The organism is Inquilinus sp. NPDC058860 (genome assembly GCF_042743185.1).
In the GTDB taxonomy this organism is placed as follows: Bacteria; Pseudomonadota; Alphaproteobacteria; order DSM-16000; family Inquilinaceae; genus Inquilinus.
The window spans coordinates 28,772-55,624 of sequence record NZ_JBHYMS010000005.1; the positions used below are offsets into that span (position 1 = coordinate 28,772).

A 26,853-nucleotide genomic window follows, 5' to 3' on the forward strand; every position below is an offset into this window, starting at 1 on the left:
CCCGATATGACAGGAACCCGATTGTCCGCCGCCGCGGCGCTGCTGACCGCGCTGTCCGCCCATGCCGTTTCCGCCCATGACCATGCCGTGTCGCGTGGGCGCCTGGTCTTCGCCGATCACGAGAAGCCCGTCGTCAGCGTGCTCGATCTCGACACCGCGAAGGTGACCCACAGCTTCGAGGTGTCGAAGGCCGATCCGACGCTGATCGGAACCGAGGGCGGGCGCTTCGTCGTGATCCGCACGGGCGACGAATCCGGCACCATCCGGGTCCTGGACAGCGGCCTGTTCTACGAGTCCCACGAGGACCATTTCGACATCGAGAAGGGCGAGGTGAAGCTGCTCGACCTGACCCTCACCGGCGACAAGCCGTCCCATGTCGTGTCGGAGCAGGGCTGGCTGACCGTCTTCTACGACGGGCAGCGCCCCTGGCTCGGCGAGAGCGACCCGAAGGTGGTGGCGATCCGGCTCGACGCGCTGGACGACGACACCGTCGAGACCACCGTCTGGCCGGCGCCCGCACCGCAGCACGGCATCGCCGTGCCGCTCGGCGGCGACCGGTTCCTGGTCTCGGTGTCGAAAGAGGCCTATGCGAAGGGCGACGACAAGACGGTGTCGTCGCGGCCGAACGGCTTCCAGATCCTCGACAAGGCGCAGGGCTGGACCGCCGTCGCGTCCTTCAACGACACGGCGGACCCGGACCGCTCCTGCAAGGAGTTCCATGGCCATGCCGGGCTGCAGGACGTCCATGTCTTCGGCTGCAACGCCCGGATCGAAGGCGACGCCGCCAGCGACGGCGGCGTCCTGGTCGTAGGCCCGGGGCTGGATGGGGCGTGGGATGCGCGCAAGCTCGCCTATCCCGACGGCCGCCGCGCCAGCACGATCAAGGCCGGCCCGACGGGCCAGCACCTGGTCGCCAATTACGGCGGCGACCAGGGGCGTCCCTTCGCCGCGCTGCTCAGGATCGATCCGAAGGCCGAGACGCTGACCGCCGAGGATGTGTTCCAGATCCCCGGCGGGCAGGCGGTCTGCCAATACGAGGTGACCGGCGACGGCAAGCGCGTCGTCAACCTGACCCAGGACGGCAAGCTGCGCGTCTACGAGATCGCGCCGGAGTGGAAGGCGGTGGCGGAGTTCGATGCCGTTCCGGCCTTCGATTGCGCCTGGGACGCGGCGACGCCGGCCCCGACCGTCGCCATCATCGGCAACAGCGCCTTCGTCAGCGACCCGGAGAACGGCCGCATCCGCGAATTCTACCTGAACAGCCTGAAGCAGGGCCTCGACATCCCGGTCGGCGGCAAGCCCTCCGCCATCGCCGGCGGCGGCAACGCCGGCTAAGCCGGGGGCGGCGGGTCGGCCTCTGCCCCCCGGCCGGCCCGCACCGCCCCGGCATACATGCCGCTGCGCCGGAAGTCGCGCGGCCCGATGCCGTAGAAGCGGCGGAAGACCTTGGCGAAGTAGTTGGCGTCGTCGAAGCCGCAGCGCTGGGCGATCACCTTGACCGGCGCCTCCTCGATATGCAGCAGCCGCGCCGCCTCCTCCATGCGCAGGCGCAGCAGGTAGCGCGCCGGGGTCGTGCCCTCATGCGCGGCGAAGACCCGGCTGAAATGATAGCGGCTGTAGCCCGCGGCCTTGGCCATGCGGGCGACGTCGATCCGCTCGGCCGGCTGGCCGGCGCACAGCGACACGGCGCGCTCGATCGCCGCTGGCCGGGGCGAATCCGCCGGCATCTCGCCCCAGGGCAGCAGCTCCTCGGCCAGGCCCATCGCCGCGCCATAGGCGAGGGCGGAGGCGCGGGCCGGGCTGCCGGCCTCGCCCTGCAGCGCCGACAGGCAGGAGCCCGCCAGCCGCTCGACCGCGGCCTCCGGCAGCGTCACCACCGGGCCGTGCGCGGCCATGACCTCGCGCCAGACGCGCAGCACCTCGCGGCCGTTCAGGCACAGCCAGAAGAACTCCCATTCCGGGTTGCGGCCCAGCCAGTAGCGGTTGTCGTGCGGGAAGCGCAGCAGCATGGTCTGGCCCGGCCGCAGCTCCCAGCGCTTGCGCTCGACCCGCAGATGGCCGCGGCCGCCGATCGTGTGCTGCAGCAGCACGAAGGGCGCGTCGCCGCGCCTCAGCCCGTGCCAGTCGTAGCCGGGGTCGGTGCAGCGGTCGTAGCCGGCGCTGGTGACCATGGCGTGCAGCCGGTACCGGTCCTTCGGGAACACCACCGAGACCCCGCCCGGAGCGCGGTCGCGCAGCATCGACAGCATGGAATGCCCCATGATCGCACGAAATTCCTCTTTCGCTGGTTTTCCCGGCCTCATAGACCATAGCACGAAACTGCTTGCCGAGGGGCCGGGCAGGCTCCGGGAGGATGCGATGAAGGTTGCCGTGATCGGCGCGGGCAGCGTCGGCTTCACCCGGAAGCTGGTGCGCGACATGCTGAAGGTGCCGGAGCTGCAGGACACCGAATTCGCGCTGCACGACATCAGCGTCGACAATCTCGACATGGTGGCGCAGATCCTGCGCCGCGACATCGAGGCCAACCGCCTGCCAGCGAAGGTCACCACCTCGTTGGACCGGCGCCGGGCGCTGGCGGGCACGCGCTACGTCATCAGCTGCGTCCGCATCGGCGGCCTCAGCGCCTTCGCCGGCGACATCGAGATCCCGCTGAAATACGGCGTCGACCAATGCGTCGGCGACACCATCTGCGCCGGCGGCATCCTGTACGGCCAGCGGAACATCCCGCAGATCCTCGATTTCTGCCGCGACATCCGGGCGGAGGCGGAGGAGGGGGCGTGGTTCCTGAACTATGCCAACCCGATGGCGATGAACACCTGGGCCGCGATCGAGCATGGCGGCGTCGCCAACACAATCGGTCTGTGCCACGGCGTGCAGCATGGCTGGCACCAGATCGCCGAGGTGCTGGGCGCCGAGGATCCGCGCGAGGTCAACTATATCTGCGCCGGCATCAACCACCAGACCTGGTACATCGACATCCGCTTCCACGGCCGGAAGATCGAGGCGGCGGAGCTGCTGGAGGCGTTCGAGCGCCATCCGCGCTACAGCCAGGAGGAGAAGGTCCGGATCGACGTGCTGCGCCGCTTCGGCTGCTATTCGACCGAGAGCAACGGCCATCTCAGCGAATACCTGCCCTGGTACCGGAAGCGGCCGGATGAGATCAACCGCTGGATCGACCTGTCGAACTGGATCAACGGCGAGACCGGCGGCTATCTGCGCCACTGCACCGAGCAGCGGAACTGGTTCGAGACCGACTTCCCGCGCTGGCTGTCCGAGGCCGGGGCGCCGCTCTCCGACTACCGCCGCTCCGACGAGCACGGCAGCTACATCATCGAGGCGCTGGAGACCGGCCGGGTCTATCGCGGCCATTTCAACCGGCGCAACGAAGGACTGATCACCAACCTGCCGCAGGACTGCATCGTCGAGACGCCGGGCTTCGTCGACCGCTTCGGCCTGAACATGGCGGCGGGGCTGGATCTGCCGCTGGGCTGCGCCGCGACCTGCAGCGCTTCGGTCAACGTCCAGCGCATGGCGGTGCAGGCGGCGGTCACCGGCGACCTCGACCTGCTGCGCCTGGCCGTGCTGCACGATCCGCTGGTCGGCGCCGTCTGCAACCCGGACGAGGTCTGGCAGATGGTGGACGAGCTGCTGGTGGCCCAGGCCGAATGGCTGCCGCAATACGCCCATGCCGTCGACGGCGCACGGCAGCGTCTGGCCCGCGGCGGCGTGGCGACGCGCGACTGGGGCGGCGCCGCCCGCCTGTCGGTGCGCAGCGTCGACCAGCTGCGCGAGGCCCGGGCCAAAGTCGCGAACTAGCCGGGCGATCAACGCCCCGGCGGAGCATCAATGAGGGGAGGCGACCATGAGGTTGACGAAGATCGTGCTCGTGCTGGCGGGGCTGCTGCTGGCGCTGCCGGCCGTGGCCGAGCCGGTGACCCTGCGCTTCTGGGTGGCCTGGGACCCCGCCCAGCCCGACGCCAAGGCGATGCAGGCGCAGATCGCCGCCTTCGAGCAGGCGCATCCGGACATCAGGATCGAGACCCAGAACATCGCCTTCGGCGCCCTGCACGACAAGCTGGTGACGGCGGTGGCCGGCGGCGACGCGCCCGACATCAGCTGGGGCCTGGCGGAATGGTTCGGCGAGCTGTACCGCATGGGCGCGCTGCTCGACCTCACGCCTTACGCCGCTGATTGGCCGGGGCGCGAGGGGATCCACCCCAATGTGATCGAGGCGCTGACCATCGACGGCAAGCTGATGGCGATGCCGCATTACCTCGGCATCCGGGCGCTGCTCTATCACGAGGAGATGCTCAAGAAGGCCGGGATCGCGGCGCCGCCGAAGACCTGGGACGAGCTGATCGCGGCGGCCGCCAAGGTCAAGGCGGCCACCGGGCAATACGGCTTCGGCATCGCCGGCACCGGCGTGCGGGCGCCGCAGGAGCTGATCATGTACCTGGCCCAGAACGACGTCGCCATCGCCCGGCGCCAGCCGGACGGCGGCTACAAGAACAGCTGGGCCGACGACCCGGCGGAGCTGGCGCGGGCGACCGAGGTCTTCGCCTTCTACCGCCGCCTGCTGGACGAGGGCGCGATGCAGCCCGAAGCCGCCGGCTGGGGCTGGGAGCAGGAGGACAGCAACTTCGCCCTCGGCAAATACGCCATGGCGGTCGACGGCGCCTGGATGCAGTCGCGCGCCCAGCAGAATCCCGAGAGCATGGCCGACGTCAAGGTGGCGCCGCCGCCGTACAGGCTGAAGCCGGCGACCTTCTTCGAGATCAATCCCTTCTTCCTCTACAAGTCGACGCAGCACCCGAAAGAGGTCTGGGCCTTTGCCGCCTTCATGACCGGCCGCGACTACCAGGCGGCGGGGCGCCCGACGACTTCGGTGCGCAAGGATGTGGTCAGCCCCGGCGTGTGGGGCGAGGGCTTCTCCTCCTTGGCGCCGACCGGCGTGGTCTTCCCGCCGGTGGCGCTGGGCCAGATCACCCGGGCGATGGAGGAATCGATCGGCCGGGTGCTGTTGAAGAAGGAGGACCCGGCCGAGGTCGCCGCCTGGCTCGGCAAGCAGGTCAACCGCGCCCTGCGCCAGTCCGGCGAGCTGAGCTCGTCCTAGGCATGAAGGCCGCCGCCGAAGCCGCAGCCCGGGCGCCGATCCTCCCCCTCCGGGCCACGGGCCGGGCGCCGACCCGCGCCGCCCGGATCCGGCGCACTGCGCTGGTCTTCCTGGCGCCGGCCGGGATTCTGGTCCTGGTGCTGGTCGCCTATCCGCTGCTGCGGGTGCTGTGGGACAGCCTGCGCTACGTCAACCTAGTCAACCCCTCCGTCACCGGCTTCGCCGGCTGGGACAACTACCTGACGGTGTGGGAGGACGGCGATTTCCTGCCGGCGCTCTGGAACACCGCGATCTGGACCGGGCTGTCGGTGGCTGGCGAATACGCGCTCGGCCTCGCCTCCGCCGTCGCGCTGGCCCAGCCGGTCAGGGCCCGCGCCATCTTCCGCGGCCTGATCATCATCCCCTGGGTGATCCCGATCGCCGTCGCCGGGCTGAACTGGACCTGGATGCTGACGCCCGACTACGGGATCCTGAACATCTGGATGGTCAAGCTGGGCCTGCTCGACGCGCCCTATCCCTGGCTCGGCCAGATGGACACGGCGCTGCTGACCGTCACCTTCGTCAACATCTGGCGCAGCTATCCCTTCTACACCCTCAGCCTGCTGGCGGCGCTGCAGGCGATCCCGCGCGAGCTGCACGAGGCCGCGGCGGTGGACGGGGCAGGGGCCTGGCGCCGTTTCCGGGTGATCACCCTGCCTCATCTGCGCACCGTGTCGCTGACGCTGATCTTCATCCACATCGTCTGGACCGCGATCAATTTCGACTTCATCTGGGTGATGACCGAAGGCGGCCCGCTGAACGCGTCGGAGACGCTGCCGATCATGATCTACCGCTACGCCATGCAGGATTTCGACGTCGGCGCCGCCTGCGCCGTGGCCTCGATGTCGATGGCGTTCCTGGCCAGCCTGTTCTTCGTCTACCACTACGGCGTCGCCCGGCGCCGGCGGGAGGGCTGATGGTCGTCGGCGCCTCCCAGCGGTCGCTGCGCAGCGTGCTGACCTACGGCACGCTGATCCTGTTCGCGGCCTACAGCCTGTTCCCGTTCCTGTGGATGATCGACACGGCCCTGAAGCCGGTGGCGGAGGTGCGCAGCGCCGATCCCAGCTTCTGGATCGACGCCCCGACCCTGTCGAACTTCACCCGGGTGCTGCTGGACAGCGAGTTCCTGACCTATTTCCGCAACAGCCTGATCGTCGCCGCCGGATCGACCATCCTGACCATCACCATCTCGGTGTTCTGCAGCTATGCGCTCAGCCGCTGGGCGTACCTGTCGCTGTCGCGCCTGGTCGGCGGGGCGCTGCTGCTGTCGCAGATGATCCCGGGCGTGCTGCTGCTCGTGCCGCTCTACATCCTGATGCAGCGCCTCGGCCTGCTGTCGACCTATGCGGCGCTGATCATCGTCTATTGCACCTTCACCATCCCGCTCTGCACCTTCATGCTGAAGGGCTTTTTCGACGCCGTGCCGCGCGAGCTGGAGGACGCGTCGGAGATCGACGGCTGCTCCCGCACCGGCTTCATCCTCCGCGTGCTGCTGCCGGTCTCGGCGCCCGGCATCTTCGCCACCGCAGTCTTCGCCTTCGTCACCGCCTGGAACGAGTTCATGTTCGGCTATGTGCTGATCAACAGCGACGCGCGGCGGACCCTGACCCCCGGCATCATGCTGTTCAAGGGTTCGCACCTGACCGACTGGGGCGGGCTGATGGCCGCCTCCGTCCTCGCCGTGGTGCCGATCGCGCTCGGCTTCGTCTATCTCCAGCGCTTCCTGGTCGAGGGCCTGTCGGCCGGGGCGGTGAAGGGCTGATAGTTTCCAAGGGCGGAAACTGTTGTTGCCTTCGGGATCGCCTTCGAATAGTTTCCATGCAAGGAAACTGTTGGGCTGAGGCATGCAGCACCTCGACCGCATCTTCGTCGCCCTGTCCGACCCGAACCGGCGGAGCATGGCCGAACGCCTGAGCCGCGGCCCGGCGACGGTCAAGCAGCTGGCCGAGCCGGCGGGGATGCGGCTGCCCTCGGCGGTCAAGCATCTTCGGGTGCTGGAGGACAGCGGCATCGTCGTGTCGCGCAAGGCCGGCCGCGCCCGCACCTACAGCCTGCAGCCCGCCGCCCTGACCGTGATCGCCGACTGGGTGCGGGACCGCGAGGCCGCCCTGCACGCCGCCTTCGACCGCCTGGACGCCGCGATGCGCGAGATCCCCGAGGAGGAACCGTGACCACCGTCGACCATCACACCTTCGTCGTCGAGCGCGAGCTGCCCGGCAGCCCCGTCCATGCCTTCCGCTTCTGGTCGGAGCCGGAGCTGAAGCGGCGCTGGACCGATTGCCATCCCGACTGGGCCGTGCTCGAGGACCTGTTCGACTTCCGGGCCGGCGGCATCGAGGCCAAGCGCTGGCGGATGCCCGACGGGCAGGAGATGACCTTCCGGGCCCATTACCTCGATATCGTCGCCGGGCAGCGGATCATCTACGCCTATGAGATGACTTTCGGCGGCCAGCGGGTCTCGGCCTCACTGGCGACGGTCGAGCTGGTCCCGGCCGGCGCGCGGAGCCGGATGAGGTTCACGGAGCAGGCGGCGTTCCTCGGCGGCGGCGACGGCGCCCGCCGACAGCGCGTCGGCGGCACCGAGGCCGCCTTCGACGGGCTGGTCGAGGCGATCCGGCAGGATTTCGCCGGGCGGCTATAGCCGCTCGGCCCGGGCCTTCAGCAGCCGGTAGACGAGGGCGCGCAGGGCCTTCAGGCGGGTCGGCCAGGACGCGGTCATGGCGTCGCTCCTTGCGGGACGAGGGCTTCGGCGGGCGGCGCCGCCGTCGCGATGGGCAGGGGTTGCTTGCGGGTGAGGTCGAGGTCGTATGTCACCCGGGCGCCGTAGCGGCCGGGCGCCTGCGGGTCGTGGCGCAGCTTGTCGAAAGCGAGGAGGCGGGTGCCGAGCCCGAACGCCTCCTTCAGGTCGTGGGTGACCATGATCACCGTCATGCCGTGCTGCCGCCACAAGGGCTTCAGCAGCGCGTGCATCTGCAGCCGCGTGCCGGGGTCGAGTGCGCCGAAGGGCTCGTCCAGCAGCAGCACTTTCGGGCGTTTGGCCAGGGCCTGGGCGATGGCCAGCCGCTGCTGCATGCCGCCGGACAGGGCGCTCGGGTACTTGTCGCGATGGGCGGCCAGGCCGACCGCGGCCAGCAGCGCCTCGCTCTCCCCAACCGCCCGGCGGCGGGCGGCGCCGAACAGGCGGCCCATCACCGGGCTGCCGCCGAATTCGAAGCCGGCCAGGACATTCCCCAGCACGGTCAGATGCGGGAACACGGAATAGCGCTGGAACACGATGCCGCGGTCCGGGCCCGGCTCGTCCGGCAGCGTCGTGCCGTCGAGCAGCAGCCGGCCGCGGCTCGGCCGCTCCTGCCCCAGCACCAGGCGCAGGAAGGTGCTCTTGCCGCAGCCGGACGGGCCGACCACGGTGACGAAGGCGCCCGAGGCGATGTCGAGGTTGATCGCCTCCAGTACGATCTGGTCGCCGTATTCGACCCAGAGGTCGCGGACGGCGATGGCGCTCATCGCCGGCCCCCGTCATAGGCCCAGGCGAAGGCGCCGCGGGCCAGGCGGGCCAGTGCCAGGTCGATCAGGAAGGCCAGCAGCGTGATCCAGGCGACATAGGGCAGGATCACGTCCATCGCCAGGTAGCGGCGGACCAGGAAGATGCGGTAGCCGAGGCCGCTGTCCGCCGCGATCGCCTCGGACGAGATCAGGAACAGGAAGGCGGGGCCCAGCGACAGGCGCAGCGCCTCGATCAGCCGCGGCAGAATCTGCGGCAGCACCACCCGCAGCACGATCTGCCAGGTCGAGGCGCCGAGCGTCTGCGCCTTGATCAGCTGCTCGCGCGGGATGGCGCCGACGCTGAGCGCCAGGTCGCGCACAAGGAACGGGGCGATGCCGATCACGATCAGCACCACCTTGGACAGTTCGCCCAGGCCGAAGACGATGAACAGGATCGGCAGCAGCGCCATGGGCGGGATCATCGACAGGACCGCGACCAGCGGCCCCAGCGTCGCGTCCGCCAGCGGCAGGATGCCGAGCGCGGTGCCGAGGGCGAGGCCGATCAGCGTGGCGACGAAGAGGCCGATGACCAGGCGCTGCAGGCTGGCCGCGGTGTCGGCCAGCAGCGTGATCTCGCCGGTGCGGCGGTCGGGCTCGGTCGCCAGCCGCGCCGCGGTATCCGCCATCTGGGCGACCGGCGGCAGCAGCTTGTCGTCCGGGTTAGCGGCGCGGCGCTCCGCCGACCCCAGCACATAGATGCAGGCGAGGATCAGGAACGGCAGCAGCGCCAGCAGCAGGCGGCTGCCGCGGCCCGGCGCGATGTTCATGGCGCGGCGCATGGCGGTCAGCCGCGCGTCAGAGCTTGCCGTCGGCCGCCAGCGCCATGAAGGACGGGTCGAAGCGCAGCTTGACGTTGCCGGCGTCGCCCAGCGCCTCGCCCTTGGCGAAGGCTATGCCGACGGCGTCCTTGCTGCGCGCCCCTTCGCCCAGGAGGCCGTGGTCGAAGGAGAAGCCGCGCACCAGGTCCATGGTGCGCACCAGCTCCGGGCTCTCGCTGAACGCCACCGCTTCCTTCGGGTCGGCGAACAGGCGGGTCGCCGCCAGCTGCGCCTCGAAGCCGGCCAGGTCGGTGCCGGACTGCCTCGCCATCGCCTCGCGCGCCGCCCGGCCCTTCTCGCCGGGGTCGGTCACCAGCGCCAGGGTCTCGAACCAGATGCCGACCAGCGCCCTGCCGAAATCGGGGTTGTCCTTCAGCGTCTCGGTGTTGACGCCCATCAGGTCGATGATCTCGCCGGGCACCTTGCTGCTGTCGAACAGCAGCGTGGCGCCGGGCTCCGACTTCACCTCGGCCAGCAGCGGGTTCCAGGTGACGACGCTGGCCACATCCGGCGACTTGAAGGCGGCGACGATGTCGGCGTCGGAGGTGTTGACCACCTTCACGTCGCGCTCCGACAGCCCGGCGCTGTCCAGCGCCCGGGCGAGGAGGTAATGCGACACCGACAACTCGACCAGGTTCAGGCTCTCGCCCTTCAGCGCGGCGACGCTGCCGGCGGTCTTGGAGACGATGCCGTCATTGCCGTTCGAGAAGTCGCCGACGATCAGCGCCGTGGTGTCGACCCCGCCGGCCGCCGGGATGGTCAGCGCGTCCATGTTGGTCAGGGTCACGCCGTCGAACTTGCCGGCTGTGAACTGGTTGATCGATTCGACGTAGTCGTTGATCTGCACCACGTTGATGGTGATGCCGTATCTGTCGGCCCACTTCTTGACGATGCCGGTCTCGGCCGCATAGGGCCACGGCATCCAGCCGACATAGATGGTCCAGGCGACGTCGAAGCTCTTCTTCGGCGCGGCCTCGGCCTGCGGGGCGGACAGGGCGACGATCGCGGTGAGCAGGAGGGCGGCAAGTCTCGGCAACGGCATCGGAAACTCCTCGCTTGGACGGCCATCGGCCGGTTTCGCCACAAGGAGGTTCGCCGCGCATGGGAGGCCGGTCCGCGGCGGCGAACCCGTGCAGTGACCTCCCGGGTTTTTGCCCCGCCGTGTCTCCCGCCCGTCGCCGGGCCGAAGTGCGTCTCTCGGACCAGCATCGCCACGCGACCGGAACCCTAGACGCTCTGCACGGTCTGCAGCGAAGCAAGGGCCGTGCCAGCCGGGTCGCGGCACGGATCGCGCGGAGTGCGGCCGGTCAGAATGAATGGGATGACGTGATTTTGCCCGCCAGGCCCGAATTTTGGGCAGTGTCCTGGAGTTCGCGGTGTCCGGCCGGCGCCAGCTGGGGGAAGCGCATCGCGACGTGCAGGCCGGGCGCGTTGTCGGTCAGCGACAGCGTCGCCCGGTGCAGACGCGCCACGGCCGAGACCAGCGACAGGCCCAGCCCGGCGCCCGGGGCGCTGCGGCTGGCGTCGAGCCGGACGAAGCGGTCCAGCACCCGGCCGCGCGCCTCCTCCGGGATGCCGGGGCCGGTGTCGCGGATGGCGAGCACCGCGCCTTCGCCGTCGCGCTGGACGGCGAGCGTGATCCGGCCGCCCTCCGGCGTGTACTTGATGGCGTTGTCCAGCAGGTTGGCCACGGCCTGGGCCAGCAGATGGCTGTTGCCGGGCACGGTCACGCCCGGCTCGATCTCGGCCGTCAGGGTCTGCCCCTTGTCCTCTGCCACCGGGCCGTACAGCTCGCCGGCATCGCCGGCCAGCGCCGACAGCTCGATCGGGCTGAACCGGTCGCGCACCGCCCCGGCTTCGGCCAACGCGATCTCGATCAGCGCGTTGAAGGTGGCGAGGATGCCGTCGGCCTCGCGGATCGCATCCTCCATCGCCCGGCGGAAGCCGTCGGCGTCGGCCTCGCTCATCAGCGAGACCTCCAGCCGGCTTCGCAGCCGCGAGATCGGGCTGCGCAAATCGTGCGCGATGTTGTCGGCGACGCCGCGCATGCCGGTCATCAGCCCGTCGATCTGGTCGAGCATGGCGTTCAGGCTGGTCGCCAGCCGGTCGAACTCATCGCGGTTGCCGCGCACCGGCATGCGCCGGGTCAGGTCCCCCTGCAGGATGTCCTCGGTGCCGCGGTTGATGCCCTCGATCCGGGCCAGCAGGCTGCGGCTCATCAGGATGCCGCCGGCGATGCCCAGCACGGCGGTCAGGATCAGGCCGCCGATCAGCGCATCGGTCATCAGCTTGGTGAAATCGGTGCGCTCGGTCATGTCGCGCCCGACCAGCAGGTAGAAGCCGCCGATCAGCTGGAAGGTGCGGGCCCGCGCCACCTGGGGCCTGGCGTTTTCGCCCACCTCGGTCGCCACCAGGAAATCGACCGTGCTGTCGGAGGCGCCGCGGGCGATCGGCGGCCAGGACGACAGGTTGCCCTCGATCCGGTTGTAGTTGCGGTCGGCCAGCAGGTACAGGCCGCGCCGGCCCGGGGCGGCCTGGCTGCGCTCGCGGATGATCCGCATCAGGCCGACCAGGCCGAACTGCCGATATTGTTCGGCCAGTCCGGTGATCTCGGCCTGGATGGTGTCGTCGGTCTGCGAGCCGATCACCCGCACCGTCTGCCAGTACACGAACCCCATCACGCCGGCGACGGACACCCCGAACACCAGCATATAGATGATCGCGTAGCGGAAGGTGGAGCTGCGAAGGACCCTAATCAGATGCACGGAGGCAGTATCCGGCGCCGCGCACGGTCTGCAGCAGCGGCGTGTCGAAGTCCCGGTCGATCTTCTGCCGCAGCCGGCTGATATGGACGTCGATCACGTTGGTCTGTGGATCGAAGTGATAGTTCCAGACATTCTCCAGCAGCATGGTCCGGGTGACCACCTGGCCGGAATGGCGCATCAGGTACTCCAGGATCTGGAACTCGCGCTGCTGCAGGTCGATCTTGCGGCCGGACCGGGTGACGCTGCGCGACAGCAGGTCCATCTTCAGGTCGCCGATCTGCAGCTCGGTCTGCGCCGCCGCGGGGGCGATGCCGCGGCGCAGCAGCGCCTCCAGCCGGGCCAGCAGCTCGGTGAAGGCATAGGGCTTCGTCAGGTAGTCGTCGCCGCCGGCGCGCAGGCCGCGGACCCGGTCGTCGACCTGGCCCATCGCGCTCAGGAACAAGACCGGCGTCTGGTTGCCGTTGCGCCGGATGGTCTCGACGATCAGCAGGCCGTCCATGCCCGGCAGCATGCGGTCGACGATCATCGCGTCATAGGTCTCGCTGGTCGCCAGGAACAGCCCCTGCGGCCCGTCCGGCGCATGGTCCACGACGAATCCGCTCTCGCGCAGCCCCTTGGTCAGGTACTGCGCGGCCTGGGCGTCGTCTTCGATCACGAGGATTCGCATGATCCTGACCTTACGACGAGGCGGGGCGGTTCGGAAATGACAAGCATGTCATGGCCGGCCCATCCTCCGGTTAGATTTTGTGGTCTGGGGCGGCGTTCGGCCGGGTCAGGATATAGAGGATCAGGATCGCGAAGAACGCGGCGACGATCCCGATCACCACCCGCGAATGCACCGCGACCACCACCAGCGCCAGGCTGGCGCCGAGGCTGACCACCGCCAGCAGCTTGGCCCAGGCCGGGATGGCGCCGTGCCGTTCCCAGGCCTGCAGCGTCGGGCCGAAGCGGGGGTGGGTCAGCAGCCAGTTGTGCAGCCGCGGCGAGGAGCGGGCGAAGGCCCACAGCGCCAGGATCATGAAGATCGTGGTCGGCCACAGCGGCACGAACAGCCCGATGACGCCGGCGACGACGCAGAGCGTACCGAACAGCTGCAGCACCAGCCGCAGCGTGGTCGGGCCCAGGACCCCGATCCGTCTGAGGCTAAACCGCATATCCCGCCCTCGTTGTGTTCTGCGCCGGTTCAACCTGCCGGCTGGGCAGGAGAGCGGCGCAGCGCGATGTGATGCATCGCGCAAGCCGTTCGACGCCCCCAGCCGGCAGGTTCAACCGGCCCGGAGGGTCGCCTTGCGGCGGCCGCCTGCGGGCGCGGGCCGCTCGACCGTATGTCCCTATACGCTCTTCGCGGCCCGCGCCCTCATTCGACTCACCGCAAGGCGACGCAGAACGCAAGGAGGGCGGGATATGCGGTTTAGACCGCGGCATGGCGCTTCGCCGGCCCCGGCAGGGCGGCGTCGAGAATCTCCGCCGGCACGCCCTGCACCGCGATCCGGCCCTCGGCCATCAGCACGGCGCTGTCGGCCAGGCGCATCAGCGCCGGGCGGTGGGTGATCACCAGCGTGGTGCGGCCGGCGGTCAGCCGTTCCAGCGCCTCGATCACCTGCGCCTCGGTGTCGCCGTCCAGCCCCTCGGTCGGCTCGTCCAGCACCAGGATCGGCGCGTCCTTCAGGATGCAGCGGGCCAGGGCGATGCGCCGCGCCTGGCCGCCGGAGACCTGGACCCCGGCCTCGCCGACCCAGGTGTCGAGGCCGCGGGGCAACGCCGCGACCCAGGCGGAAAGACCGGCAGCCTCGACAGCGGCGGCCAGCCGGTCCGGGCACGCATCCGGGTCGCCGATCAGCAGGTTATCGCGGATCGTCCCGGCGAAGATCTGGCTGCGCTGCGACAGATAGGCGATACGGCGCCAGATCTCGGCCTGCGGCAGGCGGCGCAGGTCGACGCCGCCCAGGGTGACGGTGCCCTCGTCCGGGTCGCGAAAGCGCAGGATCAGGGCGGTCAGCGTGCTCTTGCCGCTGCCGCTCGGGCCGACCAGCGCGACCCGCTGGCCTTCCGGCAGCTCCAGGTCGATGTCACGCACCGCCGGCCGGTCGCCCGGCCGGTACCGGTAGGACACGCCGGACAGGATAAGGGTGTTTCCGTCCGGCGCCGGGGCGGGCGCCTCCGGGTCGCGCACCAGCGGCGCCAGCCCGGCGAAATCGAGCAGCCTGCGGGCGGCGGCGCGGGTGCGGCCGAGGTTCTGGAAGGCCAGCGGCAGGGGCACCAGCGCGTCGAACAGGGCCAGCGCGCCCAGCATCATCAACGCTACGGCCGGCCCCGGCAGCACCCCGGCGGCGACCCCGGCGACGCCCAGCGCCAGGATCGCCAGAGCCGCCAGCTGTCCGGCCAAGCCGGACAGGGCGGTCGAGACGCCGGACAACCGGGCCATGTGGCGCTGCGCCGCCATCAGCTCTTCGTTCTCGGCCAGCACCGCCTCGGCATGGCGGCCGTCGGCCTGATAGACCTTCAGCTCGGCCAAGCCCTGCACGCCCTCGACGATGCGGGTGCGCAGCCGCGCCGTGGCCAGGGCGATGGCCTGGCCGACCGGGGCGCCGATCCGCTGCATCGCCCAGGGCAAGGCGATGCCGACCAAGATCGCCAGCGCCACCACGATCGCCGCCGCGGCCGGGTCCAGCCACAGCAGCACGCCGCCGACCAGCAGCACCGCGAGGACGGCCACGACGGCGGGCACGATCACCCGCAGATAGACGGCGTCGAGGGAATCGACATCGGCGGTCATGCGGTTCAGCAGGTCGCCGCCGCGCTGTTCCTCCAGCCGGGCCGGGGCCAGCGGGATGGCGGCGCGGAACAGCCAGACGCGCAGCCCCGCCAGGAAGCGGAAGGTGGCGTCATGCGTCACCAGCCGCTCGGCATAGCGCGACCCGGTGCGCAGCACGGCCAGGCCGCGGATGCCGGCCGACGGGCTGGCGAAGTTGAAGGCCACGGCGGTCGCGGCCACGGCACCGGCCACGGCCGAGGCGGCGATGAACCAGCCCGACAGCACCAGCAGGCCCAGCCCCGACAGGGCGGTGACGACGGCGAGCAGCAGGCCGAGCACCATCTTCCGCCGCTGCGGTCGCGCCAGGCGCAGGATGGCGAGGAGGGGGCGGTCGCGGCGATCCATCATGCCGCCTCCGCCTGCACCCGGCCCTGGTCCAGCAGGATCCGGCGGTCGGCGATCGCCATCGCCGCCGGGCTGTGCGTCGCCACCACCACGGTGCGGCCACGGGCCAGCCGGCGGATCGACTCCAGGATTTCCGCCTCGGTGTCGCGGTCGAGTGCGGCGGTCGGCTCGTCCAGCAACACCAGCGGCGCATCCTTCAGGAAGGCGCGGGCCAGGGCGACGCGCTGGGCCTGGCCGCCGGACAGGCCGACACCGCGTTCGCCGACCGGCGTGTCCAGGCCCTGCGGCAGCGCCGCCGCGAACTCCGTCACCCGGGCCTCGGCCGCGGCGCGCTCGACCGCCGCATCGTCGGCCTCGGGCCGGCCCAGCCGGATGTTGTCGCGCAGCGTGCCGTGGAACAGCACCGGCGCCTGGCCGATCCAGGCGATGCGGCGGCGCAGCGCCTCCGGGTCGATCTCGGCCAGGTCGACGCCGTTGACCAGCACCCGGCCGGCATCCGGCCGGCGGAAGCCCAGCAGCAGCGACAGCAGGGTCGACTTGCCGGCGCCGCTCATGCCCACCAGGGCGACATGGTCGCCCGGCGCGATCCGCAGGCTGACGCCCCGCACGGCGCTGCGGGTGCCGCCGTCGAAGGCGACCGAGACGGTCTCGAACACGATGTCGAGGTCGCCTTGCGGCATCGGCCGGCCGCCGGCGGGGGCCTCGTCCGGCGTGTCCAGCACCTCGGCCAGGCCCTCGGCGGCTCCGATCGCGGCCACCCGGTCGTGGTAATAGGCCGCCAGCATCCGCAGCGGCTGGAAGAAGTCGGGCGCCATCAGCAGCACGAACAGGCCGCTGAACAGGGTCAGCTCCGGCGCGGTGCCCCAGCCGATATGGCCGAGCAGGCCGAGGCCGACATAGGTGGCGACGACCGCGACCGCGACCGAGGCGAAGAACTCCAGGCTGGCCGAGGACAGGAAGGCGATGCGCAGCACCCGCATGGTGCGGTCGCGGAAGGCGTCGGCGGCCAGCGCGATGCCCTCGACCTCGGCCTCGGCCCGGCCGAACAGCCGCAGCGTCGCCAGCCCCTGCAGCCGGTCGAGGAAATAGGCGCTCATCCGCGCCAGGGTGCGGAACTGCTTGCGGCTCTCATCCGCCGCCTTCATGCCGATCAGCGCCATCATCAGCGGCACGAAAGGCCCGGCGACGGTCAGGATCACGCCGGACACCCAGTCGACCGGATAGACCGCGGCCAGGATCAGGACCGGCAGGACCATCGCCACCCGGCTCTGCGGCAGGAAGCGGGCGTAGTAGCCGTCCAGCGCCTCGATCCGCTCGATCAGCGTGACCGCGAGATCGCCGGTCTGCCGCTCCGCCCGCCAGGCGGGCCCCAGGGCGTGGACGCGGTCCAGGATCCGCCGCCGCAGCCGGGTCTTGACCCGGGTCGCCGCGACGGCCCCCAGCGCCTCCCAGGCCCAGGCGGCGCCGGCCCGCAGCAGCGCCGCGGCCAGGAGGGCGGCGAACAGCGGCCAGAGGTCGGACAGCCCGGCGCCTTCCATCACCACGCGCTGCAGGATCAGCGCGATCAGCCCGGCCTGGGCGACGCCGCACAGGCCCTGGGCGATCCCGGCCGCCGCGGTCAGGCCGATCGGCCGGCGCGCCAGCCCGGCCTGCCGCTTCAGCCAGCGGCCGGCGGCGCGGTCGTCGATCTGGCCGGTCGAGGACGGGCGGGGCGGGGTAGGGGCCAAGGGATCGGTGCTCCAGTGACTGCAGGCGAGGTAGGGCGCCAGCCCGGTCCGGTCAACGGCACGAAATGAAGCAGCTGTTTCGCGCCGCGGCGGGGGAATGGCTCTCGGACCATAGCGTCATCCGGATCGTCCTCCCCCTGTTCCTTGGTTTGATGCCCCGTGCCCTAAGCCCGGCTCTTCGCCGCGATCTCGTAGACGTCGCGCGACAGATCGGGCGCCGCCAGGATGCGGTCCAGCTCGGCCTTCATCGCCGCCTGCCGGCCGGGCTCGTGGCGCTGCCAGCGGCCGAGCGGCACCAGGATGCGCGCCGCCAGCTGCGGGTTCGGGCCGTTCAGAGCCAGCACCTGGTCGGCCAGGAAGGCGTAGCCGGAGCCGTCCGCGGCATGGAAGTGCAGCGGGTTGCCCATGGCCAGGCTGGAGATCAGCGCCCGCGCCCGGTTCGGGTTGCGCAGGGTGAAGGCCGGGTGCCGGGTCAGCGCCTTGATGGCGTCGAGCGTGCCGGGCAAGGCGGAGGTCGCCTGCAGCGCGAACCACTTGTCGACCACCAGCGGCTCGTCCTGCCATTTGGCATAGAAAGCCTCCAGGGCCTCCTTCCGCTCCGGGATGTCGCGGTCGCGCAGCACGGTCAGCGCCGCCAGCACGTCGGTCATGGTGCCGCCGCTCCGCGCCTGGGCCAGGACCAGCCCGGTCGCCTCGGCATCGCCTTCCGGCAGGCCGAGATATCCGAGGCAGGCGTTCTTCAGCGCGCGCCGGCCGACGGCAGCGGCGGAGACGTCGAACGGCCCCTGGTCGTCATTGGCCTGATACACGGCCAGCAGCCGACCGCGCAGCGCGGTGGCGATCGCCGACCGCGCCGCTTCGCGCACGGCATGGATGCCTTCGACGTCGATCACCGCCATCTGGTCGGCCAGGAAGGATTCGCTCGGCAGCGCCATCGCCTCGGCGACGAAGGCGGCGTCGAGCGCCGGGTCCTCCAGCAGCCGGCCGACGGCGGCGACGAAATCCGGATCCAGCCGCCACTCGCGCCCGGCCTTGCGGGCGGCGACGCCCTCCAGCAGCAGCTGGGCCGCCAGCTGCTGGCCGGCCTCCCAGCGGTTGAATGGGTCGATGTCATGGGCGAACAGGAAGGCCAGGCGCTCGCGCGGCTGCGGCGCCAGCTTGACCGGGGCGGAGAAGCCGCGGAACAGCGACGGCACCGGCCGCTCGGCCAGCCCCTCGAAAGTGAAGCGCTGGCGGGCCTCGGTCAGCGACAGCACCCGGGTGCCGGGCTTGGCCTCCGCCTCGCCGGCCAGCCGCACCGGCAGGTCGCGGCCTTGGGCGTCGAGCAGGCCGACCGCGACCGGAATGTGCAGCGGCTGCTTGTCCGCCTGGCCCGGCGTCGGCGCGGTCGATTGGCTGAGAGTGAGGCTGTAGCGGCCGGCCGCCCATTCCTCCTCGACCGCGATCTCCGGCGTGCCGGCCTGGGAGTACCAGCGGCGGAACAATTTCAGGTCGACGCCGCTGGCATCCTCCATCGCCGCGACGAAGTTCTCGCAGGTCGCGGCCTGGCCGTCATGGCGTTCGACATAGAGGTCGATGCCCTTCCGGTAGCGTTCCGGCCCGAGCAGGGCGTGGATCATGCGGATGACCTCCGCGCCCTTCTCGTACACCGTCGGCGTGTAGAAGTTGTTGATCTCGATATAGCTCTCCGGCCGGATCGGATGGGCGATCGGGCCGGCATCCTCCGGGAACTGGATGGCGCGCAGGCGGCGGACATCGGCGATGCGCTGCACCGGCCGGCTGTTCGTGTCGGCCGAGAACTCCTGGTCGCGGAAGACGGTCAGGCCTTCCTTCAGCGACAGCTGGAACCAGTCGCGGCAGGTGATGCGGTTGCCGGTCCAGTTGTGGAAATACTCGTGCGCCACCACGGATTCGACGCGCTGGAAGTCGCCGTCGGTCGCGGTCTCGCGGCTGGCCAGCACCAGGGCCGTGTTGAAGATGTTCAGGCCCTTGTTCTCCATCGCCCCCATGTTGAAGTCGGAGACGGCGACGATCATGAACAGGTCGAGGTCGTATTCGAAGCCGTAGACCTGCTCGTCCCAGGCCATCGACGCCTTCAGCGACCGCATGGCGTGGCCGACCTTGGTCTCGTCGCCCCGTCGGGTGAAGATCCTGAGCGCGACTTCGCGACCGGACCGGGTGGTGAAGCTGTCCTCGACCGCCACCAGGTCGCCGGCCACCAGCGCGAACAGGTAGGACGGCTTGGGGAACGGGTCTTCCCACTTCGCCCAGTGCCGGCCGCCCTCCACCTCGCCGGAACCGACCGGGTTGCCGTTGGACAGCAGCACCGGGACCTTCTCCTTGTCGGCAACGATGGTGGTGGTGTAGCGGGCCAGCACGTCCGGCCGGTCGAGATAGTAGGTGATGTGGCGGAAGCCCTCGGCCTCGCACTGGGTGCAGAAATTGCCGCCGGAGGTGTAGAGCCCCTGCAGCGAGGTGTTCTTCTGCGGCTCGATCTCGGTGGTGATCTCGAGGGTGAAGGACTGGGGCAGGCCGGGCAGGGTCAGGTGCTCGGCATCGACCGAATAGCGGTTGGCGCCCAGCGCCTCGCCGTCGAGGGCGATCGCGGTCAGCTTCAGGTTCTGGCCGTCCAGCACCAGCGGCGCCGCAGGGTCGGAGGTCGCCGGGTTGCGCCGCATGATCAGGCGCGACCGCACCGTCGCCCCGTCCTCGCGCAGGTCGAAATGCAGGTCGACCGTATCGATCAGGAAATCGGGCAGGCGGTAGTCGGCGAGGCGGACGGTGCGCGGGGCGCTGGTGGAATCGGTCATCGGATCTCGGCCGCTGGAGAAGCTGTTGCCTCCTGTCTAGACCAGTGCGGCCGGCGGTGGAATGGGGGAGCGGTCGGGGGCGCTGCCGACGTGCGGCCCGTCTGCCTGAAGACGAATGCTCCGGCGCGGCGCGCCGAAACGGGCAGGGTCAGCTCTCGCCACCCTCGGCCAGCTCGGCCTCCCAGTTGGCGCCGCCATAGAACAAGCGGAAGATCACTACGTCGTCGGCTTCCACAGCAAAGGCCACGGTCACGCGGCGCTCGAAACCGACAATGCGAAGCCCAGGCCGCAGATCGTTCCGGAGGGTGCCGCGTTTCGAGGCGTAGTCAAAGCCACGGCAATAGGTCTCGATGCGCTCGACAAAGCGCATAGCCGTGACGGGGCCTGCGGCATGATCGACGGTATCGTATATCCATCGCAGGTCCGCCTGCGCTTCCGGCAACAGAACGACGCGGCGGCGCTTCACTCCTTCCCCTTGAGGCGGGCGGCGTGATGCGCGCGGAGACTGTCGAACACCTTGTCGATCAGGATGACTCTAGAAGGGTCCTCCTTCCAGGCGTCGTAGACCGGCACCACTTCGTCGCGCAGCCAGCGCTCCACGGCGGCATCGCGTTCCTGGAGAGCGCGCAGGCCTGCACGGATCACTTCACTGCTCGTGGCATAGGCGCCCGAGGCAACAAGCTGGTCAATGAAGGCCGCCTGCTCGGCCGGCAAGCTGAAGGTGCGTTTTTCGGTGGCGGACATGCGGCCTCCTCGAGACGTTCGGTATGATATTATCATACCGTCGCCCTGGCTGCCTGTCTATCCGAAGAACCCCGTGCGGTGCACCACCGCGGCCGAGACCCGGCGCACCAGGCGGTAGAGCTGCCGCATTGGGCGGAAGATCCGCTCGTTCTCGAACTGGTAGTTCTGGCTCTCGTCCGAGCGGTAGGTCGCGGCCTCGCCGAAATCGGCCACCGCTATGGTGTCCTCGGTCAGCGGGAAGATCTCCTCCAGCGACTGCACCGCCGGCAGCACGTCGAGATGCAGGACGCGGGCGATCACCTGCTTCAGGGTGAGGTTGTGCCGGCTGGAGAATTCCGGGATCCGCATCGCCAGCAGGAAGATCTCCTGGATCAGCGCCAGCCGCACCGCGTGCAGCACGGCCAGCGCGTCGCGGCTGGCCGCGTCGACATGCGGCGCCTCGCCGGCGACGCCGTCCAGCCCGTCGCGCAGCAGGATGAAATCCTTGTGCAGGGCGCGGAAGACGCGGCTCTGCCGCTCGTACACCGGCATCGGCTCGAGATGGCCGGACAGCGCCACCATCCGGTCCGCCAGCTCGCGGTCGCCGGTGGCGGCGGCGCGGGTGATCCAGGAGCCGGGGTCGAGCGCGTCGATATAGGACCGCATCGCCGCCGGGTTGCTGGCCGAGGCGCCATAGGTGACGATGCCGATCAGCTGCCGGAACCGCGGCGAGGCGGCGTAGAGCTCGCGGAACCGCTCCGGGTCCTTGGCGATGGCAGCGCCGGCACCGCCGACGCTGTTGGCCAGGAGGCCGAGCTGCATCAGGATCGCGTTGTGCGGGATGGCGCGCAGCTGCGACGGCATGGCGTGGTCAAGCTCGCTCGGGTCCTCGTGCTGCCGCTTGGTGGCGCGGCTGCCGGAGGGGAACAGGAGGTTCGGGCCCAGCGCCTGCAGCAGCACGCCGTAGTCGCGGCTCTGCATCAGCCGGACCTGGAACTCCTTCACGGTGGTGAAGAACTCGCGGATATAGGAGGCCTCGTCGTAAAACGGGTCATCCCCCGTCTTGCCGTCATGGGTGTCGTCCACCTCGGCCAGGATATGCTCGAGGATCCGGGTGACCACGGCATAGGCCATGTCGGGATGGGCGAAGTACAGGTATCCGTCGCCGCCCTGGAAGCTGACCTCCTGTTTGAAGCCGACGCCCTGGCTGGCCATGAAGGCCCGGGTCGCCGGCGGGTCGACATAGGACAGCCGGTCGGCGATGCCGCCCGGATGGCAACCGCGGCCGATCGACTCGCCATGGGTGTCGAAGATCAGCAGCTGCACGTCCGGCAGCCCGGCCTTGGCGATCACCCGGGTCAGCCGGAGGCGCAGCCGCTCGATCGAGGCGCCGGCCGGGGTCTGGCCAAGATAGCGCCCGGCGTCGGAATAGCCGGTCTGGACGCAGACCCGGCCGCGCCGCCGCACATAGGCGCGGTAATGCGGGTTCTCCAGCAGCTGCTCGATGATCCGGCTGCCGTTCTCCAGCGCCTTCTCGGTCTCGAACAGCGGCGAGATGTCGACCATGCCGTCGACCCCGAACAGCCGGGCGTAGTAGAGGGCGGTCAGGCAGGTCAGCGCGCTCTCGCTCTCGGCGATCAGGAAGCGGATCGGCGCCGACCGGTCGTTGTACTTCAGCATCTGCGCCAGCAGCATGAACAGGCGCTTGACCGAGGTGCGCTCCGCCAGCAGCGAGCCGAAATTGACCGTCACCGGCTCGACCGCGTCGAGCAGCGCGTTCAGCCGGTCGAGATAGGATTGCCGGTAGCGCGGGTCGTTCGGGTCGGACACCATGCCGACCGCCTTGCGGATGGCGTTGTGCACCTGGGTGGCGTTGATCCGCACATGGGTGTGGGCGGCGCCCAGCCCATGCGTCGCCAGCTCGGCCCGCAGCAGGCAGAAGCGGCGCGACAGGCCGGGGTCGTCGGTGCGCTCCAGCGCCCGGTCGACGATCGCGATCAGGCTGGCGGATTCGGTCAGGCGCAGCGCCTGGCCGGCATGGATGCGCTGGCTGATCACGCGGATCTGCTCGCGCCCGGCGGCGGAGCCGGGATCGGCCACGGCGAAGGCGGCGACCTCGTCCCGGATCTGGGCGATGGCCAGCGCCACCCGGCTCTCCAGCAGGTCCAGCGTCTCCAGCAGGTCGGCGGCGCCGCGCGGCACTTGCGGCCGGATCGCCCGCACCTCGGACAGGTAATGGTCGAGCTGCGCCGCCTGGACCAGCAGGCGCTTGTGCAGCGTGTCGGTCCAGCGGATGTCCGAGCGGCCATCCAGATCGTAGCCGACCCAGGAGGCCAGGGTGACCAGCCGCGGCGTCAGGCTGCGCCAGTCCTCGGGATAGGCGTCGCGGGTGACGTCCAGCAGGATGCCCCAGGCCCGGCCCAGCGCGGCGCGGGCATTGGCGATGGCGTCCAGCGACAGGGCGTGCTCGCGCGCCAGGCTCAGATCCTCGTCCGGCCGGTGCTCGACCGCGGCGGCGCGGGCCAGCAGGGCGGCCCCGGCCTCCTCGGTCAGGGGCGCGCCGTCGGCGCTGCGGCCGACCGCCAGCGCCGCCAGGTCGGCCATCAGGGCGCCGGACAGGTTGAAGGTCGGGTGTGCGGTGAAGACGGCGCCGAAGGCCTCGCTCTCGACCCGCTGGCGGAAGGCGGCGAAAGGCACGGCATTGCCCGCCTCGTCCTGCGCCAGCCGGTGGAACAGCGCGCGCAGCGTCGCGTCATTGGCCTCGGGCGCGGTCTCGCCGACATAGCGGCCCAGCCGGGCGGCGCGGTGGCTGAAGCCCTCGATCGTCAGATGGCCGATCAGCGCCTCGATGTCGCGGTAGTCGAGCTTGCCGTCGGCCAGGCGTCGCGACAGCTCCAGCGCCAGGTGCTGGATCGGGTTGGCGAAGGGATCCTCGCGCTGGGACTTCTCGTAGCGCTTCAGCAGCTGCGTCAGCTCGCGGGCGAGGGGCATCGTCCGATCCTCCGGCCGAGGCGTGGCTTGGCGCGTATCCGGCATGGTGCCTCCCCGTGCGGCAGCCGCGATGCTGCAGGTGCGTGACGCATCCATGTTGCGCTGCGAAGGGGTTGTCAATCGCTTTGGCGAAGGAAATCGGCCGATCGGCGACAGAAAACGAAAGCACCCGACTTGACGGCAGGTACGCCTTTCCAGAAAATTCCTTCGGATCCAATGCGTTGCGGCTGAATCCTGAAGCAGAAAAAGAAGTGGCCCCGGCGCGGGGGGAAGCGCCGGGGCCGTTCTTCGCCTGGGTCCGATCCGCTCGGAGGGGAGGGAGCGTCCGGCCCGGCTGACGGCTAATTCGATCCCATCGGAGGATCTTGGCGATGGCTGGGGGGACGAACCATCGCCGGCCGCAGTATGGATTTGGGGGCGAATTCGAAATTGTCAAGCAACCGGGGGCGTCCGCCGGGGCCGCGACCGGCCGTCGCAGCGCATGGCTTCAATGCGCGTCTGCGTGACCTCGGCCATGGCCGCGGTCGATCAGGTCATAGCCCCGTTTCAGCGCCGCGCCGGCGCCGATGACGCTGATGACGAAGACGCCGAGCCCGACCCGGTACAGCTCGGGCGAGGTCGCCGCGACCAGCCCGACCACGGCCAGGAGGCCGAGCAGGAAGGTCACCGCGAAGCAGGACTCCGGTTCGCTCGGCAGGAAGGCGCGGCTCGGCCGCTCCTCCCGGGCGTCGAAATGCTGCTTGACCAGCAGCATGACGATGCCGATGCAGGCGACGAACAGGGCGATGCCCAGCACATACAGGTCGTTGCTCTGCGCCCGGGCGGCGCTGATCAGCCCGAGCAGGGCGATGATGGCGGCCGCGGCGGCCGCGTTCAGGCGTCTCATGGTCCGTGTGGTCCGATCGTCTCGCGAAACCCGCGCCACTATCGATAGGGTCCCGCTTATCCGCAAGATGGAGCGCCGGCCGGCGACAAAAAACCTCCCCGCCGGGGCGGGGAGGTTTGAGCCTCTGCCTGGATTGCTTGGCTACACTCGTAATGACGCTTCTTTTCAGCGACTTACGCGCCGATCTTCCCGCCGCCCTGCTTGGTGATCACCACCACCGAGGGGCGCGGCGGCATGCCGTCCTGGAAGTCCGGCCAGCGGGTCGACGGGTCGGCGAAGGTGCTGGCGCGGCCGAATTCCGGCCACTCCTTGCCGCCTTCGCCCGGATGCTGCACCGCGACGAAGAAGGCGGTCATGTCCGGGGTGATCTTCGGACCGCACATCTCGGCGCCGACCGGGACGCGGAAGAACAGCTTGCCGGTGCCGCGGGCCTCGCCCTCGGTCTCCAGCCCCCAGATGCCGTCGGCGCGGCCGCTGTATTTGTAGTTGTTGCCGTCGGTCGAGATCCACAGCCGGCCGTCGGCGTCGATCTCGCAATTATCGGGCGACCCGAACCAGCCGTTCTTGGTGGTCGAGGGATGGAAGGTGGCGCCGACCTCGGCGACGCTGGGGTCGCCGCACTTCACCAGCAGGTCCCAGGTGCCGCCGGTGGCGGCGTGGTCGCCATCGGCCGGGGTGATCTCGACGATGTGGCCGAACTTGTTCTCCGGCCGCGGGTTGGCGGCGTCGACCTGCTCGGCCTTGCGCCGGTCGTTGTTGGTCAGCATGACGTAGACCTTGCCGTTCACCGGGTTCGGCTGCACGTCCTCCGGCCGGTCCATCTTGGTGGCGCCCAGGAGGTCGGCGGCGCGGCGGGTCTCGATCAGCACGTCGGCCTGGCTCTTGAAGCCATTGGCCTCGGTCAGCGGGCCCTGGCCGAACACCACCGGCATCCAGGCGACCTTGCCGTCGGCGTCGAATTTGGCGACGTACAGCGTGCCCTCGTCCAGCAGGTCCATGTTCGCCGCCCGGTTGTTCGGGTCGAACTTGCCGGCGGTGACGAACTTGTACAGGTAGTCGAAGCGCTGGTCGTCGCCGGCGTAGAAGACGACCCGGCCGTCCTTGGCGACGATGCTCTCGGCACCCTCGTGCTTGAAGCGGCCCAGCGCGGTGCGCTTCTTCGGCACCGAGTTCGGGTCGGTCGGGTCGATCTCGACCACCCAGCCGAAGCGGTTGGCCTCGTTCGGCTCCTTGACCAGGTCGAACCGGTCATGGTGCAGGCTCCAGGCGTATTCCGCCTCGCCCATGCCGTAGCGCTTGTAGTTGCGGGCCTCCGGATGGTCGTCCTTCAGCTCGCCGCCGAAATAGCCGTTGAAGTTCTCCTCGGCATGCACCGTGGTGCCCCAGGGGGTGGTGCCGCCGGCGCAGTTGTTGATCGTGCCGATCACCTTGGTTCCGGTCGGGTCGGCCTTGGTCTTGAGGCGGTCGTGGCCGGCCGCCGGGCCGGTCACCAGGAACTCGGTCGAGAGCGCGGAGATGCGGCGGTTGTAGGGGCTGTCCGCCACCACCGCCCATTTGCCGTCGGCGCCGCGCTTGACCTCGATCACCGACTGGCCGTGCGCGGCCATCTCGATGTCGACCTGTTCCTTGGTCTGCTTCGACAGCTCGAACTCGCCCTTCTCGTCGGCGAGGCCGGGGAACATGATCGCGGCGTCGGTGTATTCGTGGTTCACCACCAGCAGGCCGTGGTCGCTCGAATTCGAGCCGAGCGGCAGGGGCACGTAGCCGATGTAGTCGTTGTTGTAGCCGAACTGCTTCTCCTGTGCGGCCGCCGTCTGCTTCTGCACGTCGAAGGCAGGGGCGCCCTTGGCCACCGGGTCGCCCCAGCGGATCAGGATGTCGGCATCGTATCCGGCCGCCACATGGTGCTTGGCGTCGACCCCGGCCTCCAGCTCGTCGAAGACGAAGCGGGAAGGGGCGGTCGCCTGCGCCGGGCGGCTGTTCGACAGGAACGCCGCCGGGCCCGCCACCGCGCTGATCGCCGAGACCGCCAGGGCGCCGCGCAGCATGCCGCGCCGACCGAAGCGGGCGTTGACGATATCGCCCATGGTCGGGTTGTCGGAGAGGTTGCTGCTGCGGTCGTCCTGCTGCTCGTAGCGCTGAACGCGCGACAGGCTGGAATCCTGGTCCATCTCGGTCCCCTCTGGGCTGGCTGCCGTGGCGGCGGGCTTCGAATCCGGGGCGGACCTTACCGATCCGTAATGTTCGATTTGTTTCAGATCGATGACGGTTCGATGAA

Annotated in this window: 22 protein-coding genes and 1 riboswitch; of the genes, 7 read left to right on the forward strand and 15 right to left on the reverse strand. The window is 70.0% G+C overall.

Annotation, left to right across the window (positions count from 1 at the left end; genetic code table 11):
* Positions 1 to 21 precede the first annotated feature (21 nt).
* Positions 22 to 1,335, forward strand: a complete 1,314-nt coding sequence (locus ACFW16_RS04995; RefSeq protein ID WP_380302471.1) for a hypothetical protein — start codon at positions 22 to 24, stop codon at positions 1,333 to 1,335.
* On the opposite strand, the gene ACFW16_RS05000 is transcribed toward ACFW16_RS04995, so the two are convergent.
* Positions 1,332 to 2,261 carry an AraC family transcriptional regulator gene (locus ACFW16_RS05000; protein ID WP_380302473.1) on the reverse strand — a complete coding sequence of 310 codons (930 nt, stop codon included), beginning with the start codon at positions 2,259 to 2,261 and terminating at the stop codon, positions 1,332 to 1,334. The genes ACFW16_RS04995 and ACFW16_RS05000 overlap by 4 nt on opposite strands.
* Positions 2,262 to 2,358: 97 nt before the next feature.
* Here ACFW16_RS05000 and ACFW16_RS05005 point away from each other — a divergent pair, with 97 nt between their 5' ends.
* The 6 genes from ACFW16_RS05005 to ACFW16_RS05030 all read left to right on the forward strand — a co-directional run bounded on the left by ACFW16_RS05005 (position 2,359) and on the right by ACFW16_RS05030 (position 7,793).
* Positions 2,359 to 3,816 carry an alpha-glucosidase/alpha-galactosidase gene (locus ACFW16_RS05005; protein ID WP_380302474.1) on the forward strand — a complete coding sequence of 486 codons (1,458 nt, stop codon included), beginning with the start codon at positions 2,359 to 2,361 and terminating at the stop codon, positions 3,814 to 3,816.
* Positions 3,817 to 3,862: 46 nt separating this feature from the next.
* On the forward strand, positions 3,863 to 5,113 hold the full coding sequence (locus tag ACFW16_RS05010; RefSeq protein WP_380302476.1) for an ABC transporter substrate-binding protein: 1,251 nt from the start codon (positions 3,863 to 3,865) through the stop codon (positions 5,111 to 5,113).
* Between the two features lie 2 nt (positions 5,114 to 5,115).
* Positions 5,116 to 6,069: a carbohydrate ABC transporter permease gene (locus ACFW16_RS05015; protein WP_380302478.1), complete on the forward strand. Its 954-nt coding sequence runs from the start codon at positions 5,116 to 5,118 to the stop codon at positions 6,067 to 6,069.
* Entirely contained in the window at positions 6,069 to 6,914 is an 846-nt protein-coding gene (locus ACFW16_RS05020) for a carbohydrate ABC transporter permease (protein ID WP_380302480.1), read from the forward strand. Before ACFW16_RS05015 ends, ACFW16_RS05020 begins: the two co-directional genes overlap by 1 nt.
* 82 nt (positions 6,915 to 6,996) lie before the next feature.
* On the forward strand, positions 6,997 to 7,323 hold the full coding sequence (locus ACFW16_RS05025; protein WP_380302482.1) for an ArsR/SmtB family transcription factor: 327 nt from the start codon (positions 6,997 to 6,999) through the stop codon (positions 7,321 to 7,323).
* Entirely contained in the window at positions 7,320 to 7,793 is a 474-nt protein-coding gene (locus ACFW16_RS05030; RefSeq protein ID WP_380302483.1) for an SRPBCC family protein, read from the forward strand. Before ACFW16_RS05025 ends, ACFW16_RS05030 begins: the two co-directional genes overlap by 4 nt.
* Before the next feature lie 74 nt (positions 7,794 to 7,867).
* Here the strand turns inward: ACFW16_RS05030 and ACFW16_RS05035 are convergent, their stop codons facing one another.
* The 14 genes from ACFW16_RS05035 to ACFW16_RS05100 all read right to left on the reverse strand — a co-directional run bounded on the left by ACFW16_RS05035 (position 7,868) and on the right by ACFW16_RS05100 (position 26,746).
* Positions 7,868 to 8,656, reverse strand: coding sequence for an ATP-binding cassette domain-containing protein (locus tag ACFW16_RS05035; protein WP_380302485.1), 789 nt, complete (start codon positions 8,654 to 8,656; stop codon positions 7,868 to 7,870).
* On the reverse strand, positions 8,653 to 9,474 hold the full coding sequence (locus ACFW16_RS05040) for an ABC transporter permease (RefSeq protein WP_380302487.1): 822 nt from the start codon (positions 9,472 to 9,474) through the stop codon (positions 8,653 to 8,655). Before ACFW16_RS05040 ends, ACFW16_RS05035 begins: the two co-directional genes overlap by 4 nt.
* Positions 9,475 to 9,490: 16 nt before the next feature.
* Positions 9,491 to 10,555 (reverse strand): putative urea ABC transporter substrate-binding protein, encoded by a 1,065-nt coding sequence (locus ACFW16_RS05045; RefSeq protein WP_380302488.1) that lies wholly within the window; start codon positions 10,553 to 10,555, stop codon positions 9,491 to 9,493.
* A 96-nt stretch (positions 10,556 to 10,651) separates the two neighbouring features.
* Positions 10,652 to 10,755, reverse strand: a riboswitch (guanidine-I (ykkC/yxkD leader).
* Positions 10,756 to 10,820: 65 nt separating this feature from the next.
* Entirely contained in the window at positions 10,821 to 12,278 is a 1,458-nt protein-coding gene (locus ACFW16_RS05050) for a sensor histidine kinase (RefSeq protein WP_380302490.1), read from the reverse strand.
* Complete coding sequence (locus ACFW16_RS05055; RefSeq protein WP_380302492.1) at positions 12,265 to 12,945, reverse strand: winged helix-turn-helix domain-containing protein; 681 nt, start codon at positions 12,943 to 12,945, stop codon at positions 12,265 to 12,267. The genes ACFW16_RS05050 and ACFW16_RS05055 overlap by 14 nt, the downstream gene beginning before the upstream one ends.
* A 70-nt stretch (positions 12,946 to 13,015) precedes the next feature.
* Complete coding sequence (locus tag ACFW16_RS05060) at positions 13,016 to 13,432, reverse strand: YbaN family protein (RefSeq protein WP_380302494.1); 417 nt, start codon at positions 13,430 to 13,432, stop codon at positions 13,016 to 13,018.
* Positions 13,433 to 13,689: 257 nt separating this feature from the next.
* A complete protein-coding gene (gene cydC / locus ACFW16_RS05065; protein WP_380302496.1) occupies positions 13,690 to 15,441 on the reverse strand; it encodes a thiol reductant ABC exporter subunit CydC in 1,752 nt (583 codons plus the stop codon).
* Positions 15,438 to 17,165, reverse strand: a complete 1,728-nt coding sequence (cydD, locus tag ACFW16_RS05070; protein ID WP_380302498.1) for a thiol reductant ABC exporter subunit CydD — start codon at positions 17,163 to 17,165, stop codon at positions 15,438 to 15,440. The genes cydC and cydD overlap by 4 nt, the downstream gene beginning before the upstream one ends.
* 164 nt (positions 17,166 to 17,329) lie before the next feature.
* A complete protein-coding gene (pepN, locus tag ACFW16_RS05075) occupies positions 17,330 to 19,975 on the reverse strand; it encodes an aminopeptidase N (protein ID WP_380302500.1) in 2,646 nt (881 codons plus the stop codon).
* A 148-nt stretch (positions 19,976 to 20,123) separates the two neighbouring features.
* On the reverse strand, positions 20,124 to 20,441 hold the full coding sequence (locus tag ACFW16_RS05080; protein WP_380302502.1) for a type II toxin-antitoxin system RelE/ParE family toxin: 318 nt from the start codon (positions 20,439 to 20,441) through the stop codon (positions 20,124 to 20,126).
* Positions 20,438 to 20,719: a type II toxin-antitoxin system ParD family antitoxin gene (locus ACFW16_RS05085; protein WP_380302504.1), complete on the reverse strand. Its 282-nt coding sequence runs from the start codon at positions 20,717 to 20,719 to the stop codon at positions 20,438 to 20,440. Before ACFW16_RS05085 ends, ACFW16_RS05080 begins: the two co-directional genes overlap by 4 nt.
* Positions 20,720 to 20,776: 57 nt before the next feature.
* Entirely contained in the window at positions 20,777 to 23,689 is a 2,913-nt protein-coding gene (locus ACFW16_RS05090) for a phosphoenolpyruvate carboxylase (RefSeq protein ID WP_380302506.1), read from the reverse strand.
* Between the two features lie 487 nt (positions 23,690 to 24,176).
* Complete coding sequence (locus ACFW16_RS05095; protein WP_380302508.1) at positions 24,177 to 24,575, reverse strand: hypothetical protein; 399 nt, start codon at positions 24,573 to 24,575, stop codon at positions 24,177 to 24,179.
* Between the two features lie 173 nt (positions 24,576 to 24,748).
* Positions 24,749 to 26,746, reverse strand: coding sequence for a PhoX family protein (locus ACFW16_RS05100; protein ID WP_380302510.1), 1,998 nt, complete (start codon positions 26,744 to 26,746; stop codon positions 24,749 to 24,751).
* Positions 26,747 to 26,853 lie beyond the last annotated feature (107 nt).